Here is an 18381-nt window from a genome sequence, read left to right on the forward strand (position 1 = left end):
TGAGTCGGCGCCGACAGCGCGTGACCCGTTGTTCCGAGCTCTACGCGCCTAACTATCTGCCATGCGCCTGGACCGAACCACACCCTCGAGGTCTCGGTTCGATCACAGCTCGGGCCTACATCTTCCAAAATCCGGACAAAGGGTTTGGTGAAAGATCCCTGCGAAACGGACTTGTTACACATCTATCGGGGGTGAGTGTCCGAATACCGGACGCCCAGGTGAGAAAAACCGATTGCGCGTAACGTGGCCGCATTGCAGGGTGACCGCCGGGGCTGCCGCGTGCTCAGCACACTTGGCCGGCAGGGCCGTCGGCCATGGGGACCTCGGACCCGGTTGCTGCCGGCCGTATGGGCGCTTTGCTCGTCGCAGGGTAGTGCGGAATGACCCCCTCCAACGCTCCTCACAGCGAGATCGAGGGTTTTCCCTACGACCCTCCGCCCCTGGTCGAGGGGCTCCCCCCGGCCCCCTCCACGAGCCTGACCGCGATGCATATGCGAACGGCACCGGACGCCCCGCTCCAAGGGCTCCCGGTGCCGTCCGCGGCGTCCTGCGGGCCGGTCAGGCGTGCTTGGCGCGGCTCGCGGCACGGGCGCGCTCACGCTGGTCCAGGACCACCTTGCGGATCCGGACCGCCTCCGGGGTCACCTCGACGCACTCGTCGTCACGGCAGAACTCCAGCGACTGCTCCAGGGAGAGCTTGCGCGGCGGGACGATGGACTCGGTCACATCGGCGGTCGAGGACCGCATGTTCGTGAGCTTCTTCTCCTTGGTGATGTTGACGTCCATGTCGTCGGAGCGGGAGTTCTCGCCGACGATCATGCCCTCGTACACCTCGGTGCCGGGCTCCACGAACAGCACACCGCGCTCCTGCAGGTTGGTCATGGCGAACGCCGTGACCGCGCCGGCACGGTCGGCCACCAGGGAGCCGTTGTTGCGGGTCTGCAGCGGGCCGAACCAGGGCTCGTGCCCCTCGTGGATGGAGTGCGCGATGCCGGTGCCCCGGGTCTGCGTCAGGAACTCCGTCCGGAAGCCGATCAGCCCCCGCGAGGGCACCACGAACTCCATGCGCACCCAGCCGGAGCCGTGGTTGGACATGTTGTCCATGCGGCCCTTGCGGACGCCCATGAGCTGGGTGACGGCGCCCATGTGCTCCTCGGGCACGTCGATCGTCATGCGCTCGACCGGCTCGTAGACCTTGCCGTCGACCTCCTTGGTGACGACCTGCGGCTTGCCGACGGTCAGCTCGTAGCCCTCCCGGCGCATGGTCTCCACCAGGATCGCCAGCGCCAGCTCACCGCGGCCCTGCACCTCCCAGGCGTCCGGCCGGTCGGTGTCCAGCACGCGCAGCGAGACATTGCCGATGAGCTCGCGGTCCAGGCGGTCCTTCACCTGGCGGGCGGTGACCTTGCGGTCCTTCACGGCCGCCTTCGCATCGGCGCCCTTGCCGGTGCCGCCGCGGCCGACCAGCGGGGAGGTGTTGGTACCGATGGTCATGGAGATCGCCGGCTCGTCCACCGTGATCAGCGGCAGCGGCTTGGGGTTCTCCGAGTCGGCCAGGGTCTCGCCGATCATGATGTCCGGGATGCCCGCCACGGCGCAGATGTCACCCGGGCCCGCCTTCTCGGCCGGCTTGCGGGTCAGCGCCTCGGTCATCATCAGCTCGGAGATCCGCACATTGCTGACCGAGCCGTCGCGCTTCATCCAGGCGACGGTCTGCCCCTTCTTCAGCTCACCCTGGTGCACCCGGAGCAGGGCGATACGGCCGAGGAAGTTGTCGGCGTCCAGGTTGGTGACATGCGCCTGGAGCGGGGCGCCCTCCTCGTAGGTGGGCGCGGGGATGTGCTCCAGGATCGTGGAGAAGAACGGCTCCAGCGAGTCCGAGTCGCCCGGCACGGTGCCGTCCTCGGGCTTGGTCAGCGAGGCGATCCCGTCCCGGCCGCACGCGTAGACGATCGGGAACTCGATCTGCTCCTCGTCCGCGTCCAGATCCAGGAAGAGGTCGTACGTCTCATTGACGACCTCGTCGATCCGGGCGTCGGGACGGTCGGTCTTGTTGATGCACAGGATGATCGGCAGCCGCGCCTGGAGCGCCTTGCGCAGCACGAACCGGGTCTGCGGCAGCGGGCCCTCGGAGGCGTCCACCAGCAGCACCACACCGTCGACCATCGACAGACCCCGCTCGACCTCGCCGCCGAAGTCGGCGTGGCCGGGGGTGTCGATGATGTTGATCGTGATCGGGTCCCCGCCGTCCTTGGGGTGGTACTTCACCGCCGTGTTCTTGGCGAGGATCGTGATGCCCTTCTCACGCTCCAGGTCGTTGGAGTCCATCATGCGGTCGTCGACCTGGTCGAGCTGGTGCGCGGCGAAGGCGCCCGCCTGCTTGAGCATGCCGTCGACGATGGTGGTCTTGCCGTGGTCGACGTGAGCGACGATGGCGACGTTGCGGATGTCGTGGCGCGTGGCCATAAGCTGCCGTACTCCCGGAGTGGTGAGGAATGCCTCGCGCGAACGTCTGCGGTGCGCGGGCCCTGCCGGGCTGAACACGCCACGGCCACACCCCATGGTACGGGGCCCGGCCCCGAACCCCTCGCTCGGCTTGGTTCCCGCAGGTCAGAGCCGGCCCCACCGGGTGGCAGGTGCGGTCAGCCGGACTTGGACGGGGACGAGGAGGACCTGCCGGGGCCCTGGGCGCCCTTCTTCAGGAAGCCCATGTCCTCGTAGACGGGGGTGCGGAAGCCGAAGGCGCCGGCGTTGACGAGGTTCTTGCGGGCGGCCACCAGCTGGGGGCGCTGGTAGAGAGGGATGGAACCGGCCGCGGCCCAGATGCGGGAGTCGGCCTTGCGCAGCAGCGCGCTGCGCTCGGAGTCGTCCAGGGTCGTGATCGCCTGGTCGAAGAGCTGGTCCACCTGGTCGGTGCCGACCCGCGTGTAGTTCTGCGCCACGTTCAGCGAGCCGTCGGCGGCGGGGACGGGCTTGGCGTACACCGGCCGGGCGTCCGTCGCCGGGTACGCCGTGGCCGGCCACGAGTACAGGGCCAGATCGAACTCACCGGACGCGATGTGGTCCTTGAAGTAGCTCTCGTCGTCGACCTTCGAGATGTCCGTACGGATACCGATCTTCTTCAGCATCCGGGAGATCCGCTGAGCCACGGTGCGCAGCGCGTCCGAACCCGGCCCGCTCGGAACCACGAAGCGCAGGGTCAGGGCCTTGCCGTTCTTGGCGACCGGCGCGTTCTCCGCGTTGGCGGGCGCCGCCGTGCCCTTGGGCGCGTAGGCCCCGGGCGCGCTGCCCTGCTTGTGCCGCGCCGGCCCGTCGTGCGCCAGCTGCCCCTCGCCGTCCAGGGTGGCGGCATCCTGCGGCGCCTTCCCGTCGTCCTCCCCGGCCTCCTCACTGTCCTCGCCGACGATGTACGTACCGTCGTCGTCACCGCCCCCGGACTTGTCCGACCCCTTCTTGGAGGAGTTCTCCGAGCCTGCCGCCTCCTTCTCCTCCCCCTCGTCCTCCCTCTCGCTCTTCTCGCCCTTCTCGCTCTTCTCCCCCTTCACCGGACCACCCGGCACCCACCCCGCATCCGCCAGCAGCGCCCGCGCCTCCGCCGCGTCCTGGTCCCCGAGCGCCCCGCTGTTGTCCGCGTAGGCCGCCTGCCCGGACAGGGCGAGATGGCTGCCGACCGGCTCGGCCGGCAGACCCAGCGGCTTGAGTACCGCCTCCGCCAGCGCCTCTCGGTCCAGCGCCCGGGCCACGGCCCGCCGCACCCGTTCGTCCGCCAGCGGCCCGTCCGCCCCGTTCAGCGCGAGCTGCGTGTACGCCGGCTCCAGCGACTTGCGCACCTCGAAGCCGGCCAGCGCCTTCTGCTCCCGGGCGTACCGCGCCGCGGCCTCCGCCCGCTCCTCCCGCTCGGCGGCCTCCTCCTCGGCCGCCTCCTCGTCGGACCCCTTGGCCACCGCCCAGGAGCGCAGCGCCGCCGCCGCGGACCTGCCGGACTTGCCGTCCCCGGGCCCCATCAGCGGCTGCTCACCGCCCCCGCCGCTGCCCTTGCCCTTGCGCCGCGCGGCCACCGTGATCCGCTCGGCCGCACCCGGGTCGACCTCGGCCAGATCGATCTCGCCCTCGGCCAGCGCCTCGATCCGCTCGTCCCGCGGCACCTCCCGCAGCACGATCTTCTTCAGCCGCGCCGGCGCACCCCACCACCGGGGGTTGCGGACGAGGGTGACCTCGTCGTCCTCCCGGTCGACCTTCTTCACCTTGAACGGCCCGGCACTGATCTTCAGCTTCTTGCGCGCCCCGTCGTTGAAGGTGTCCGGCGTGCCGGTGACCTCCTTGGGGTACAGCGGCGAGAACAGCGACCGCCAGTCCGCGTAGGTGCGGCTGAAGGTGACCTTGACCTCGAGGTTCCCCTTGCCGCGTTCGATCTTCTCGATGCGGTCGTAGCCGGCGTTGCGGGCCGTCCAGTAGGCGCTGTCCTTGCCGGACAGGGCGCGCCACTGCGCGGCGAAATCGGCGGCGCCGATCTCCCGGCCGTCGCTCCAGACGGCCTGCTGGTTGAGCTTGTACAGCACGACCTGTTTGGGCTCGGTCTCGACGACCTCGGCGGACTCCAGATAGTCGGGGTTGCGCACCGGCCGGCCGCGGCTGTCCATCCGGAACATGGAGGGCAGCACGGCCTGGGCGATCCGGGTGGTGGTGGCGTCCGCGTCCGCCTGGAAGGTGTTCAGGGTGGCGGGGACGGCGTCCACGCCCCAGCGCAGCGTGCCGCCGTCGGCCACCTCCGCGCGGTCGACCGGCCTGATGTCCGCTGCGGCGAGCGGTTTGCCCGCCGGGTCCTCGGAGCCGCATCCGGCCAGCGCGGTCACCGCGAGTGCTCCCGCGGTCAGGAAGGCGACCGAGCGCATGACCGCGCGCGGGCCGACGCTGTCGTGGGACATCTCTGGTTACCTCCGGAAAGCCGCGGGCGTTACGATCACTTTTGGTGGTATTTGGCGCTCATCTGATGTATGCGGCCACTGAAGAGGAAAGGGTTCGGCAACCGAGAGCGACACGGCGACCACGGGCCGCAAGCCCACCCGTGCGGCGCAACGCATCGTGTGATGCGCCGATGCGCCTCGGCCAATCGATGCACATCCCTTCACAGCGCAAGGTGTGACGCGCAACACTCGCAGGCGCACGAGCGTTGCCGCCTTGGGCCGTGAAGGACCCGCGGAAGTGAGGGCAAGTCATGTCCGTGCACGACGAACTGACAACCGTCCAGCGGTGTCTCGACGACCTGATGCGGTCGGTGGGGCGCCTGGAGAAGCAGCTCGGCGCAGGCGGCCTGGAGATGCGCCGCGTGCGCACCGACGCGGGTCACCTGCGGGACAGCGTCGCGCTGCTGCGGGAGACGGCCGACAAGCAGGCCGTCCCGCAGAGGCGGCCCGACCTCGTCACCATCTCCGACACCCCGTACGACCCGTCGCTGTGGGTCGACACCGACGACGAGGGTCTCGGCGCACGCGACCGGCACGCGCCCTGAGCCGGCGGCGGCGTCACGCAGGCAGCACCCGCCGACCCTTCGGCAGCATTCGCCGCCCGCGTCCGGCAGCGGTCCCGCGACTGCTGCCGGACGCGCCTTCTGACCCCTAGCGGAGTGGACACGTGGCCACTGGTACGGAACCTCCCGACACCGAATCCCAACCCGGAAGCGGCGGCGTGCGCAGCGCCACGCGCGCCGCGATCGACGCGCCCCACCTGCGGACCGACCGCTGGTGGCTGGCCCCGGCCGCCACCGCGGCCGGTCTGCTCGCCTTCGTCGTGTACTCGACCTGGCGGGCCCTCGCCAACGCCGACTACTACGCGGCCCCGTACGTCTCGCCCTTCTACTCGCCCTGCCTCGCGGAGAACTGCGAGCCGATGAAGGCCGGTCCGAACTGGGCGCTCTTCGGAGACTGGTGGGGCCTGTCACCGGCGATCATCATTCTGATCTTCCCGCTGGGCTTCCGGCTGACCTGCTACTACTACCGCAAGGCCTACTACCGGGGTTTCTGGGCGTCCCCGCCGGCCTGCGCGGTCGCCGAGCCGCACAAGAAGTACACCGGCGAGACCCGCTTCCCGCTGATCCTGCAGAACATCCACCGCTACTTCTTCTACGCGGCGGTGCCGGTCGCCGGCATCCTCACCTACGACACCGTGCTCGCCTTCCGCGACGAGGACTACGAGTGGGGGCACATGGGGCTCGGCACCCTGGTGTTCCTGGTCAACATCGTCCTGATCTGGGCGTACACCCTGTCCTGCCACTCCTGCCGGCACATCGTGGGCGGCAAGCTCAAGCACTTCTCCCGGCACCCCGTGCGCTACCGGATGTGGCAGCTCGTGGGGCGGATGAACGCCCGGCACATGCAGCTCGCCTGGGCGTCCCTGGTGAGCGTGGCGCTCGCCGATCTGTACGTCTTTCTGATCGCGTCCGGTGTCTTCGAGGATCCGAGGTTCTTCTGATGTCCGTGGTCGACCGGCAGGAGTGGGACGTCGTCGTGGTCGGGGCGGGCGGCGCCGGACTGCGCGCCGCCATCGAGGCCCGCGAGCGGGGCGCCCGTACCGCCGTGATCTGCAAGTCGCTGTTCGGCAAGGCGCACACCGTGATGGCCGAGGGCGGCATCGCGGCGGCGATGGGCAATGTCAACGCCGGAGACAACTGGCAGGTCCACTTCCGCGACACCATGCGCGGCGGCAAGTTCCTCAACCAGTGGCGGATGGCGGAGCTGCACGCCCGGGAGGCACCCGCACGGGTGTGGGAGCTGGAGACCTGGGGCGCGCTGTTCGACCGGACCAGGGACGGCCGGATCTCGCAGCGCAACTTCGGCGGGCACGAGTACCCGCGCCTGGCGCACGTCGGCGACCGCACCGGCCTGGAACTGATCCGCACCCTGCAGCAGAAGGTGGTCGCGCTGCAGCAGGAGGACTTCAAGGAGACGGGCGACTACGAGTCCCGGCTGAAGGTGTTCCAGGAGTGCACGGTCACCCGGGTGCTCAAGGACGGCGAGCGGGTCAGCGGGGTCTTCGGCTACGAGCGCGAGTCGGGCCGGTTCTTCGTGCTCGAGGCGCCCGCCGTGGTGATCGCCACCGGCGGCATCGGCAAGTCCTTCAAGGTCACGTCGAACTCGTGGGAGTACACCGGCGACGGGCACGCGCTGGCGCTGCTGGCGGGCGCGCCGCTGCTGAACATGGAGTTCGTGCAGTTCCATCCGACCGGCATGGTCTGGCCGCCGTCGGTGAAGGGGATCCTGGTCACCGAGTCGGTCCGCGGCGACGGCGGGGTGCTCAGGAACTCCGAGGGCAAGCGGTTCATGTTCGACTACGTCCCGGACGTCTTCAAGGAGAAGTACGCCGAGTCCGAGGAGGAGGCGGACCGCTGGTACGACGACCCGGACCACAACCGCCGCCCGCCCGAGCTGCTGCCCCGCGACGAGGTGGCCCGCGCCATCAACGCCGAGGTGAAGGCGGGCCGGGGCTCTCCGCACGGCGGGGTGTTCCTGGACGTGTCCACCCGGATGCCGGCGGACGTGATCAAGCGCCGGCTGCCGTCGATGTACCACCAGTTCAAGGAGCTGGCCGACGTCGACATCACAGCCGAGCCGATGGAGGTCGGGCCGACCTGCCACTACGTGATGGGCGGCATCGCGGTCGACTCCGACTCGGCGGCGGCACGCGGGGTGCCGGGCCTGTTCGCGGCCGGTGAGGTGGCGGGCGGCATGCACGGCTCCAACCGGCTGGGCGGCAACTCGCTGTCCGACCTGCTGGTGTTCGGCCGCCGGGCCGGCTGGCACGCGGCGGAGTACGCGGGCGAGCGGGCCTCCGCGCGGCCCCGGGTGGACGACACCCAGATCGACGCGGCGGCGGCCGAGGCGCTGCGCCCGTTCTCCGCGGAGGGCGAGGAGCCTGCCGACGGCCCGCCGGAGAACCCGTACACGCTGCACCAGGAGCTGCAGCAGACAATGAACGACCTGGTGGGCATCATCCGCCGGGAGCACGAGATGCGGCAGGCCCTGGAGAAGCTCGCCGAGCTGCGGGTGCGGGCCCGCCGGGCCGGGGTCGAGGGGCACCGGCAGTTCAACCCCGGCTGGCATCTGGCGCTGGACCTGCGGAACATGCTGCTGGTCAGCGAGTGCGTGGCACGGGCCGCGCTGGAGCGCACCGAGTCGCGCGGCGGCCACACCCGGGAGGACTACCCGGCGATGGACCGCACCTGGCGCAACGTCAACCTGCTGTGCCGGCTGGCCGATCCCTCCGGCGGTTTCGCGGCCGGCGACCCGGTCCGCGGGCAGATCTCCCTCACCCGCGAGACCACCGAACCCATCCGCCCCGACCTGCTCGCTCTCTTCGAGAAGGAGGAGCTGGTCAAGTACCTCGCCGAAGAGGAGCTGTACGAGTGAGCAGCTACGAGGCCCGCTTCAAGGTGTGGCGGGGGGACGTGCAGGGCGGCGGCCTGGAGGACTTCGAGGTCGAGGTGAACGACGGCGAAGTGGTCCTCGACATCATCCACCGCCTGCAGGCCACCCAGGCCCCCGACCTCGCCGTGCGCTGGAACTGCAAGGCAGGCAAGTGCGGTTCCTGCTCGGCGGAGATCAACGGGCGCCCCCGGCTGATGTGCATGACCCGGATGTCGGTGTTCGGCCGGGACGAGACCGTCACCGTGACCCCGCTCAGGACGTTCCCGGTGATCCGCGACCTGGTGACGGACGTCGGCTTCAACTACACCAAGGCCCGCCAGGTCCCGGCGTTCGTGCCGCCGGAGGGCCTGGGGCCGGGCGAGTACCGGATGATGCAGGAGGACGTGGACCGCTCGCAGGAGTTCCGCAAGTGCATCGAGTGCTTCCTGTGCCAGGACACCTGCCATGTGGTGCGCGACCACGAGGAGAACAAGCAGGCGTTCGCCGGCCCCCGCTTTCTGATGCGGGTGGCGGAGCTCGACATGCACCCGCTGGACGCGGCCGAGGAGTCCGGCCTGGACCGCAAACGCACGGCCCAGGACGAGCACGGCCTCGGCTACTGCAACATCACCAAGTGCTGTACGGAGGTCTGCCCCGAGGGCATCAGGATCACGGACAACGCTCTGATCCCGCTGAAGGAACGGGCGGTGGACCGCAAGTACGACCCGCTGGTCTGGCTCGGCAACAAGATCCGCCGCCGGCCCGCGTCGTCGGGCTGAGCCGGCCACCGGGTGCGTCGAGCCGTCATTCCGGCCGGTCCGCCCAGCCCTCCTGGTACGCCGTCCAGTCGGCCTCGGTGGCCGTGAAGTCGACGTAGAGGGCGACGCCGAAGGCCGCGCGGTCCGGGTCGGTGCGGGACAGGCCGAGGCGGACGCCGCGGACGGCGGCCGGGACGGTCTCGGCGTGCCCCCAGTGGCTGAAGTCGCTCTCGTAGAAGGCGGGCAGGCCCATCAGCAGGTCGGTGCCGGGCGGGGTGGCCTCCAGCGCCAGCGAGGTCTGCTGGGCGACATAGCCGCCGTAGGTGCTCTGCAGCGGCTGCCTGGTGTCGTACGACATCACGGCGATCTGGTCGACGCGGCGGGCGACCTGCCCGAAGAACTGCTGGGACCACCACTTGGGGTGCCCGGTGAGGGTGCCCCACACCGCGTGGAAGCCGGGCAGCGGGTCGATCTGGTGGGCGGCGACCGAGAGCGGCACATCGCGGGCGGCGGTCAGGCGGTGCAGGTCGTCGAGCAGAGCGAGGAAGTCGCGGTCGCCGGAGTGCACCGGCTCCAGGTCGAAGTGCACGCCGTCGTAACCGGCGTCCAGGATCTGCCGGGTGGAGGCCACCACGGCCGACCGCGTCCGGGCGCGCCCCAGATGCATGCCCTCCGGGTGCTCGGGCGCGACGATGTCCCCCAGCCACGCCTGCACCCGGACCCCGGGCAGCTCCCTGTGCACCGTGCCGATGAACCAACGGGCGCGCGGGTAGGCGGACTCGGGCAGGGTGCCGTCGTGCTCCAGCGGGCCCGAGTGCACATACAGGTCGCGGATGCCGGTCTCGCGCAGCCGGCGGACCAGCGCCTCGGCGTCGCCGTCCTTCTTCCGCCCGTCCACCCAGGCGTGCCCGAGCCAGAGGGCGTCCCGGTCGCGGGTGCGGGTGCCGTCGGCGAAGTCCCCGGTGTGGTTCACCCACAGCGCGGCCTCGGCGGCGAGCAGCGGGACGAGCAGCAGCAGGACGAGGGCGAGCGCCCCGCGTCTCAGCCGGCGCACCCAGGGTCTGCGGGGCCCTTCCGGGGTCTCCTTCCCGCCCGGAGGCGCAGGCGCGCCCAGGGCCGCCCGCTCCTGCGCAGCCGGGTCCGCACCCGCGGCCGTCTGCTCCTCCGCGGCTGCCCGCTCGTCCGACGCCGCCTGCGCGTCCGTGGCTGCGGGCCCGCCCTCCTCGCCCGGGACGTCCTCTGCCGGTCTCCGGTCCGTACGCGTCATGCCGGGCCCCCTCGCCGCTGTCGGTGCAGGGGAGGACGACGATCACCGTGGCGCCGGTTGCGATCATCGAGCGCGGGCTGCCCGGCGCGGCTCAGAACAGGCTCAGCAGGGCCTCCGCCGGGTCCGTGAGGCCGGTTTCGCCGCCCGGCAGGGGCAGTTCGAACCAGACGGTCTTGCCGCGCGGAGTGCGGCGGGAGCCCCAGGCGGCGCTGAGCAGGCCGACGAGCTGCAGGCCGCGGCCACCCTCGTCGGTGTCCCGGGCGCGGCGGCGGCGGGGCTGCACCAGCCCGGAGTCCCAGACCTCGCAGACCAGGGTGCGGTCCAGCAGCAGCCGCAGCCTGATCTCGCCCTCGCCGTAGCGCAGGGCGTTGGTGACCAGCTCGCTGACCAGCAGCTCGGTGGTGTCGACCAGGGCCTCCATGTCCCAGTGCAGCAGCTGGTCGCGGGCGAACTCGCGGGCCCGGCCGACACTGCGCGGCTCGCGCGGCAGGGTCCAGTCGCCCACGCAGTCCGCGGGCAGTCCCTGCACGCGGGCCATCAGCAGGGCGATGTCGTCCTCGCCGTGGTGGGTGTCGAGCGTGTTGAGGACGTGGTCGCAGACGTCCTCGAGGTTGGAGTAGCCGTCGGCGCGCGCCGTGGGCGAGGTGTGCGGGCCCGGCGACGGGCGGGCGGGGTCGGTGAGCGCACCGACGAAGGCCTGCAGTCCCTCGTCGATGGACTGGTCGCGGCTTTCGACCAGTCCATCCGTGTAGAGCGCGAGCAGCGCGCCCTCGGGCAGCTCGACCTCGACCTCCTCGAAGGGCTCCCCGCCGACGCCGAGCGGCATGCCGGGGGGCACGTCCAACATCAGCGCGGACTCGCCCGGTTCGACCAGCACGGGCGGCAGATGGCCCGCGTTGGCGAAGGTGCAGCGCCGGGTCACCGAGTCGTAGACGGCGTAGACGCAGGTCGCCAGGTACACCTCGGAGAGGTCGGCCTCACGGGGGCGGCGGGCGGCGCGGGTGGCCTGCTGGACGCCGCCGGGCGCGCCGAGGCCCCGGGCGATCTCGTCCAGCTGGGAGAGCACCTCGGCCGGTTCGAGGTCCAGCTGGGCCAGGGTCCGTACGGCGGTGCGCAGTTCGCCCATGGCGACCGCGGCGCGCAGTCCGCGGCCCATCACGTCGCCGACGACCAGGGCGGTGCGGTGGCCGGGCAGTTCGATGACGTCGAACCAGTCGCCGCCGACCTCGCTGGGGCGTCCGGTCGCCGCGTTGCCGGGCAGGTAGCGGCAGGCGATGTCGAGTCCGGAGGCCTCGGGGTCGCCGGGCGGCAGCAGGGACCGCTGCAGTATCAGGGCACGCTCGTGCTCGCGCCGGTAGAGGCGGGCGTTGTCGATGCAGACGGCGGCGCGGGCCGCCAGCTCGACCGCCAGGGCACGGTCGCGGTCGCCGAACGGTTCGCTGCCCTTGGCGCGGGCGAACTGCGCCAGGCCCACCACGGTGTCGTGGGCGACCATCGGCACGGCGAGCGTGGACTGCACCAGGCCGCCCTCCTCGCCGGGCACGGTCTGCGGCCGGGCGGTGCGCAGGGCGTCCGCGCAGGGCGAGTTGAACGGGTAGTGGTGGACCGCCCCCAGCTTGACGGGTTCCCCGGTGCCGCTGAACGGCCCGTCGGAGACGGCGCTGGCGAAGGCGACCCGGCGCACCTCGGCGCTGCCGTCGGCCAGCCCGGGCGGGGTCTCGTCGCCGGCCAGCAGCCCCTGGTAGAGGTCGACGGTGGCCAGGTCGCAGAAGCCGGGGACGACCACGTCGAGGAGTTCCCTGGCGGTGGTCTCCAGGTCGAGGGAGTTGCCGATGCGGGCGCCGGCCTCGTTGAGCAGGGCGAGGTTGCGGCGGGCGGCGGCGGCCTCGCGGGCGGCGGCGCGGCGGGCGGTGATGTCGGTGCCCAGCCAGGCGATCCCGATGGGGCGGCCGGTACCGCTGTGCACGCGGTAGAGGTTGACGGACCAGTGGCGGCGCTCGTCGGAGCCGGGCACGAACCCGGTGACGTGCATGTCGGTGATGGACTCGCCGGTCTCCAGGACCCGGCGCAGCGTCGCGGCGACCCGCTCGGCCTCGGCGCGCGGCAGGTAGTCGTGCACGCCCTTGCCGCGGTGGTCCTCGGGGGTGCCGCCGAAGATGGAGGCGAACCGCTCGTTGGCGCGGCGGACCTTCAGATCGGTGTCGATCAGTACGAAGCCGAACGGCGATTGGCCGAATATGGCCTGGGAGGCGGCCAGGTCGGTCTCGATGCGGCGCAGGGTGCGCACATCGACGACGATGCAGACGGCGGCCCGCTCCCCGTCCTCGGTGCGGGTCGGCATCACGTAGACCTCGGCGAGGCCCGTCTCGCCGCGTTCGAGCTCCCCCGTGCCGCCGGACTCCGGCACCCGGAAGGGCACAACACCGGTCCATTCGCGGCCGTCGAGGATCTCGGCCATCTTGCGGTGGCCCTCCTCGCGCCGGTCCTGGTCGATGAAGGCGTCGATCGGGTCCATGCCGACGGCTCGCTCGGCGGGGATGCCGAAGAGCTGCTCGGCGCGCAGACTCCACTGGTCGACCAGTCCGTCCGGGCCGATGGAGAAGGAGGCCACCTTGATGTAGTCGTACATGGAGCCGGGCGGGCTGGACTGCCAGATCGGGTCGGCGGAAGCGGCATCGCCGCCCCGCCCCGGCACCGGGCCGTCGACGGCGTCGCTCCTCGCACCGTCCGACGGGTCCTCGGACTCCGTGGCCTTCGCTGGTATCTCGCTCACGCGAACCGTCCCCTCCAGCTCACCGCGTCCGGCACCGGTCACCGGGGGCGGCTGCCCGCAGTATCCAGCACTACGGCGCCGCACAACACGGTGTTCACGATCACAGCACGGTCCCGATGCTTTTCGGTCCGTGCCGTGAGAACACTCCCCGTCTTCTAACCAGCGGACACGTCGCTGAATCCCCCTGTTCGGCAACGGTCACAGGCGTGATCCAGCCGTTCGACAGCGCGGCCGGACACGTACACCCCGGGGACCGCCGAACGGGGCGGACGAGATCCCTCCGCCGCCGGGCCGGAGGGGGCCTGGAGTCCGCCGGGGAACCCGGCCGGACGGGCGCTCGCGTGCCCCCGGAAACCGGCGGGCAGGACTGGCCGTCGCGCCCTCCGGAACGCCGGTCGGAGAGGGCCTTTCGCGGGTCAGGCCGGCACGCCCAGCTCGAACCACACGGTCTTCCCTGTGTTTCCGGGCCGGGTGCCCCAGCGGCGGGAGGCGGAGGCGACGAGCCGCAGTCCGCGCCCGCTCTCGTCGTCGGGCCGGGCGTCCCGTTCGCGCGGCAGCTCGGGCAGCGGATCGGAGACCTCCACCAGCAGCACGTCCTCGGCGCTGGTGGGGCGGACGAGGCGGACCTCGATGGGTCCGGTGGCGTGCCGCAGGGAGTTGGTGACGAGTTCGCTGACCAGGAGTGCGGCCAGATCGCTCAGGCGCGCCAGGTCCCAGCGGCGCAGCTGGTCGCGGACCGCGGAACGAGCGGCGCGCACGGCGCCGGGCTCCGCGGGGAAGGTCCAGGCGGCACAGTCGCCCTCGGTGTCGATCACGCGGATCACTTCCCAGGCGAACGAGACACCCCTGTCCGTTCAGCGGCGTCAACATTCACATACCCGACATCCGGGGCGTATTACCGTCCGGGGCGCATCACAGCGCGCGGGATGTGCGAGGGCTCACACCGGGGACCCCCTCCTGCACCGACGCGCCCCGGCGCTCGAGCCGGACTCCGGCGCGCGAGGGCACCGGTCGCTCAGGTGCCCTGTCGCGCCGGAGCGGCGTGGGCGAGAGTGGCCTCGACGGCCGGGACGTCCTGGTCGAGCCAGTCGACCTGCCAGATCTCGGCGGGAGTGAGCCAGCGCAGTGCGTCGTGGTCCTGGAGCGGGCGGGGGGCGGCGGAGCCGGGGCACAGCGCGGCGGTCCACACCTGCATCACATACGGCGGTTTCAGCGGCCACTCCCCCGGCACCCGCTCGCCGGCCTCGACGCGGACGCCGAGTTCCTCGCGCAACTCCCTTACGACGGCGGCCCGGGAGCTCTCCCCGGGCTCCACCTTGCCGCCGGGCAGCTCCCAGCGGCCGGCCAGTTCGGCCGGCGCGCTGCGGCGGGCGGCCAGCAGCCGCCCCTCGTGCCACAGGGCCGCGCCGACCACCACGATCCGCTCGCTCATGGGCCGGAGCCTACGGGAGCGCGCTCACCGATGGCGTGTCAGCTCGCGGCGCTGCCGTTCTGGCCGATGCGTTCGACCCAGTAGAGCTGCTGGTGACCTTGGCTGTCGAGGCTGTCCGCGATCTTCTGCGCCTCGGCGCGGGTCGCGTAACGGCCCACGCGGTAGCGATTGCCGTTGTCGTCCTGACGCACGACGAGCCAGGGCAGAGTGACTGTGCCGTCGTTCATCGCGCCCCTCCACTTCCCGCCCGCGGCCTGTGCCGCGCCCCGCCCGGTAAGGAAACCGCAGTCCGCATATGCCCGAGCCTACGCCTTACCTTCACGCAGCGAACACGCCTTTACACAAAGAGGTACGCAACCAGCCAGAACCCAGGGGGCGCACGGTGGTGAATGCGCCGTGCGGCGGGCCCGGCACGCCCGCTCAGAAGCACGTTGTTCCGTCCGCGCCGTTCCGGGCCGACCTGCGAGAACGACCGGATCGCTACGGCCGCGGCGCAGGGCGGGATCCGGCCGGCGCGCCGGTGCGCGGCCGGCTGCGGGGCGCGAGAGGGGCGCGCGGATGGCCGGGAATGGACCGCGAGCGCCCAACCAGACGGGCCCGACGGGCCGGCGGAGCTGCCGGGGCAGCAGGCGGTGCCGGAACCAGCGGGGCCCCTCCGCACGCGCCGGAGCCGCCAGGGCCGACCGGGCCGCCGGCCTGGCCGGGCTACTTCACCGGCAGGTGATACGCCACCCGGTACCGGTCGGCGGGGATGACCACGTCGGCCGTCTCCACCGGGCGGCCCGAGGCGAAGTACGTGCGCTGGACGACCAGGACGACATGGCCGGGGACCCCGCCCAGCAGGGCCAGTTCCTCGGCAAGGCCGGGACGCGCGCCGACCTCCTCGGTGACGTTGTCCACGATCACGTCGATGGCGCGCATCCGCTCGACGACGCCCATGCCGCCGAGCGGGCCCTCCTCGGGCAGCATCACCGGCGTCCGCCCGGTCAGCGCGAGCGGTTCCCAGGAGGTGGAGAGCATCATCGGCTCCCCGCCCTCGCGGAACACGTACTTGGTGCGCATCACCCGGTCCCCGGGCTCGATGCCCAGCCGCTCGGCGACGGCACCGCGCGCCTCGGTCTGCTCGCTGCTGGACTCCCAGGTGCCGTGCACCGAGGCGTCGGCCTGCTCCTGCCGGAAGGGCGTGGCCCCGCGCTCGGGGCGGAAGCCGGAGCGGGCGATGCGCCGCGGCACGGGACGCTCGCGGACGTAGGTCCCGGAGCCGGAGCGGCCCTCGACGAGGCCCTCGGCCATGAGCACCTTGCGGGCCTCCAGCGCCACCGTGTCCGAGACGCCGTACTCCTCGCGGATCTTGGCCTGGGAGGGGAGGCGGGTGTGCGGGGGCAGCAGGCCGTCGACGATCTTCTTACGGAGATCACCTGCGACACGCAGATACGCCGGCTGCTCACCGAATGTCACTGGCCGCTCCCATCAGGTTGTACAGACAGCAACAGCCTGGCAACCCAGGGTTCCCTCAGGCAAGCACGGGCCAGAGAATCACTCGAAGTGATGACGCGCGCCGCTGAAACCCTTCACGCAGGCGTTTTCTCCCCGCTACGGCGCCCGCCACACCCTCGCTCCGCCGCCTTTCGCCCGCCGCGCGGGCCCGTCACCCGGACCTGACGAGAACACGGCAACACCCCAAGCCTCGCGGGCGGTGACCGTCTGCCGCCGGGCACGGCCGCCCCTCCCGCAGCGAACCGATGAGCCCGCCCCCGCCGTCCCGGTGGCCGAGGGCACAGAGGATCCGGCGGTCGCCCGGACGCCGGCCCTTCCGCGACGGCAGGCCGTGGTACGGCGCCACACGCCCGGAAGCCCCCGATCCCGCCGGCGCAGGCGTTGCAGACATGCCTCGTCCTCGCGGCGGGCGGGGCCGGTGCCCCGTGCCGGTCCGCGAGGACGAGGGGTGGTGCGGGTGTGCGTCGGTGACCTGATGTCCGGTCAGCCGGTGCTCAGAGCCTCAGCCGGACCTCAGAACTGCAGGGCCCAGCTGTTGAGCCGGCCGGTGTCCCACCAGGCGTTGTCGCTGACGCGCAGCTTCCAGGTGCCGTTCGCCGTCTCCGAGGAGGCGTCGACGGTGTACGTGGTGTTGATGTTGTCCGAGCTGCCGCCGGTGCCGTAGTCCTTCAGCGTGTACACGGTCCCGTCGGGGGCGACCAGCTGGATGCGCAGGTCACCGATGTAGGTGTGGGTGATGTTCACGTCCACGGCCAGGTCGGACGGGGCGTTGCCGGAGATGCCGGAGACGGTCACCGGGGACTCGACGGTGGACAGGTCGGAGATGGTCACGCCCTCGGTGTTCTCGAAGCGGTCACCGGGGGGAGGCGGGGTGGTGCCGCCGTCGCCGACGTACAGCAGGCGGTTGGGCGAGCCGCTGCCCGGGTTGCCGACGACGCCGCTGGTGGCGGCGGAGGTCAGCGCGGTGGAGACCTGCGCGGGGCTGGCCGAGGGGTTGTCGGCCAGGTACAGGGCGGCCGCTCCGGCGACGTGCGGGCTGGCCATGGAGGTGCCGGAGATGGTGTTGGTGGCCGTGTCACTGGTGCGCCAGGCGGAGGTGATGGAGGAGCCGGGCGCGAACAGGTCGAGCACCGAGCCGTAGTTGGAGTAGCTCGCGCGGGCGTCGCTGGAGGTGGTGGCGCCGACCGTGATGGCCTCGGTGACCCGGGCGGGCGACTTGGTGGAGGCGTTGGTGGACTCGTTGCCGGCCGCGACGACGAAGGTGACGCCGGAGGCGACGGCGTTGCGGACGGCGGCGTCGAGAGCGCTGTCGGCGCTGCCGCCGAGGGACATGTTGGCGACGGCCGGCTTGACCGCGTTGCGGGCCACCCAGTCGATGCCGGCGACCACCTGGGCGGTGGTGCCGGAGCCGGAGTTGTTCAGCACCCGGACGGCGACGATCTTCGCCTTCTTGGCGACGCCGTAGGAGCTGCCCGCGACCGTGCCGGCCACATGGGTGCCGTGGCCGTGGCCGTCCTGGGCGACGTTGTCGTTGTCGATGGCGTCGTAGCCGTTGGCGGCGCGACCGCCGAAGTCGTTGTGCGAGATGCGCACGCCGGTGTCGATGACGTACGCGGTGACGCCCTCACCGGCCTTGTCGGGGTAGGTGTAGGAGCTGTTGAGCGGCAGGTTCCGCTGGTCCACCCGGTCCAGGCCCCAGGAGGGCGGGTTGGGCTGGGTGCCGGTGACGTGGAAGGTGCGGTTCTGGATCACCGAGGCGACGGCCGGGTCGGCGGCGAGACGTTTCGCCTCGCTCTCGGAGGCCTCGATCTCATAGCCGTTGAGGGCCTTGGTGTAGGTCCGTTCGATGTCGGCGCCGTACTTCTTGGCGAGCGCGCGGCCCTCGGCGGAGCCGGCCTTCGTGCCCTTGAGGGTGATGATGTAGCTGCCGGGGACGGCGTTGGCGGCGCCCTGGTACTGGATGGTGCCCTCGGCGGCCGAGGCGGGGAGGGCGGTGACCAGGCTCGCGGTGAGCGCCGCGGTGGCCAGCGCTCCGATCGCGGCCATTCTTCGCCGGGTGCTGCGGACATGACGCATGAGGGGTCCTCCTCAGTCGGTGGTGCCTGTGGGGTGGTGCACGCCGAGCCGGCCGCCTCGTTCGCGCCATGCGACTCATTTCAGTCATGCCCATGACAACGTGGAGGCGGCGTGTGTGCGTCAGCCGAAAGATTGAGGGTTCCACAGGAATTCCACAAGGGCCCTGCACGAAAGAAACA

The 18381-nt window shown here is 71.6% G+C and carries 12 protein-coding genes and 1 pseudogene; 4 read left to right on the forward strand and 9 right to left on the reverse strand.

The window, feature by feature from the left end:
- Positions 1-558: 558 nt before the first annotated feature.
- Positions 559-2466: a translational GTPase TypA gene (gene typA / locus HCJ93_RS12415; RefSeq protein ID WP_167994224.1), complete on the reverse strand. Its 1908-nt coding sequence runs from the start codon at positions 2464-2466 to the stop codon at positions 559-561.
- 176 nt (positions 2467-2642) lie between these two features.
- A complete protein-coding gene (locus HCJ93_RS12420; RefSeq protein WP_167994226.1) occupies positions 2643-4925 on the reverse strand; it encodes an ABC transporter family substrate-binding protein in 2283 nt (760 codons plus the stop codon).
- A 290-nt stretch (positions 4926-5215) separates the two neighbouring features.
- Here HCJ93_RS12420 and HCJ93_RS12425 point away from each other — a divergent pair, with 290 nt between their 5' ends.
- The 4 genes from HCJ93_RS12425 (at position 5216) to HCJ93_RS12440 (ending at position 9178) form a co-directional block, all read left to right on the forward strand.
- Positions 5216-5509, forward strand: coding sequence for an Rv0250c family protein (locus tag HCJ93_RS12425; RefSeq protein WP_167994228.1), 294 nt, complete (start codon positions 5216-5218; stop codon positions 5507-5509).
- 122 nt (positions 5510-5631) lie between these two features.
- Entirely contained in the window at positions 5632-6468 is an 837-nt protein-coding gene (gene sdhC / locus HCJ93_RS12430) for a succinate dehydrogenase subunit SdhC (protein WP_167994230.1), read from the forward strand.
- Positions 6468-8402, forward strand: coding sequence for a fumarate reductase/succinate dehydrogenase flavoprotein subunit (locus HCJ93_RS12435; protein ID WP_167994232.1), 1935 nt, complete (start codon positions 6468-6470; stop codon positions 8400-8402). The genes sdhC and HCJ93_RS12435 overlap by 1 nt, the downstream gene beginning before the upstream one ends.
- Entirely contained in the window at positions 8399-9178 is a 780-nt protein-coding gene (locus HCJ93_RS12440; protein ID WP_167994234.1) for a succinate dehydrogenase/fumarate reductase iron-sulfur subunit, read from the forward strand. Before HCJ93_RS12435 ends, HCJ93_RS12440 begins: the two co-directional genes overlap by 4 nt.
- A 25-nt stretch (positions 9179-9203) precedes the next feature.
- Here HCJ93_RS12440 and HCJ93_RS12445 read toward each other — a convergent pair whose 3' ends face one another.
- The 7 genes and pseudogenes from HCJ93_RS12445 to HCJ93_RS12475 all read right to left on the reverse strand — a co-directional run bounded on the left by HCJ93_RS12445 (position 9204) and on the right by HCJ93_RS12475 (position 18202).
- On the reverse strand, positions 9204-10424 hold the full coding sequence (locus HCJ93_RS12445) for a glycoside hydrolase family 18 protein (protein WP_167994236.1): 1221 nt from the start codon (positions 10422-10424) through the stop codon (positions 9204-9206).
- Positions 10425-10515: 91 nt separating this feature from the next.
- Positions 10516-13197 (reverse strand): SpoIIE family protein phosphatase, encoded by a 2682-nt coding sequence (locus tag HCJ93_RS12450; RefSeq protein WP_167994238.1) that lies wholly within the window; start codon positions 13195-13197, stop codon positions 10516-10518.
- A gap of 416 nt (positions 13198-13613) precedes the next feature.
- A complete protein-coding gene (locus tag HCJ93_RS12455; protein ID WP_309141384.1) occupies positions 13614-14012 on the reverse strand; it encodes an ATP-binding protein in 399 nt (132 codons plus the stop codon).
- A 200-nt stretch (positions 14013-14212) separates the two neighbouring features.
- Complete coding sequence (locus HCJ93_RS12460) at positions 14213-14629, reverse strand: (deoxy)nucleoside triphosphate pyrophosphohydrolase (protein ID WP_167994242.1); 417 nt, start codon at positions 14627-14629, stop codon at positions 14213-14215.
- A 38-nt stretch (positions 14630-14667) separates the two neighbouring features.
- Positions 14668-14889: pseudogene (locus HCJ93_RS12465) on the reverse strand (SPOR domain-containing protein); the annotation flags it as partial.
- 445 nt (positions 14890-15334) lie between these two features.
- Positions 15335-16087 (reverse strand): GntR family transcriptional regulator, encoded by a 753-nt coding sequence (locus HCJ93_RS12470; protein ID WP_167994246.1) that lies wholly within the window; start codon positions 16085-16087, stop codon positions 15335-15337.
- 552 nt (positions 16088-16639) lie between these two features.
- Entirely contained in the window at positions 16640-18202 is a 1563-nt protein-coding gene (locus HCJ93_RS12475) for a S8 family peptidase (protein ID WP_167994248.1), read from the reverse strand.
- Positions 18203-18381: the final 179 nt, after the last annotated feature.

Origin of the sequence: Streptomyces composti (assembly GCF_012034205.1) — a bacterium.
Taxonomy (GTDB): Bacteria; Actinomycetota; Actinomycetes; order Streptomycetales; family Streptomycetaceae; genus Streptomyces; species Streptomyces composti.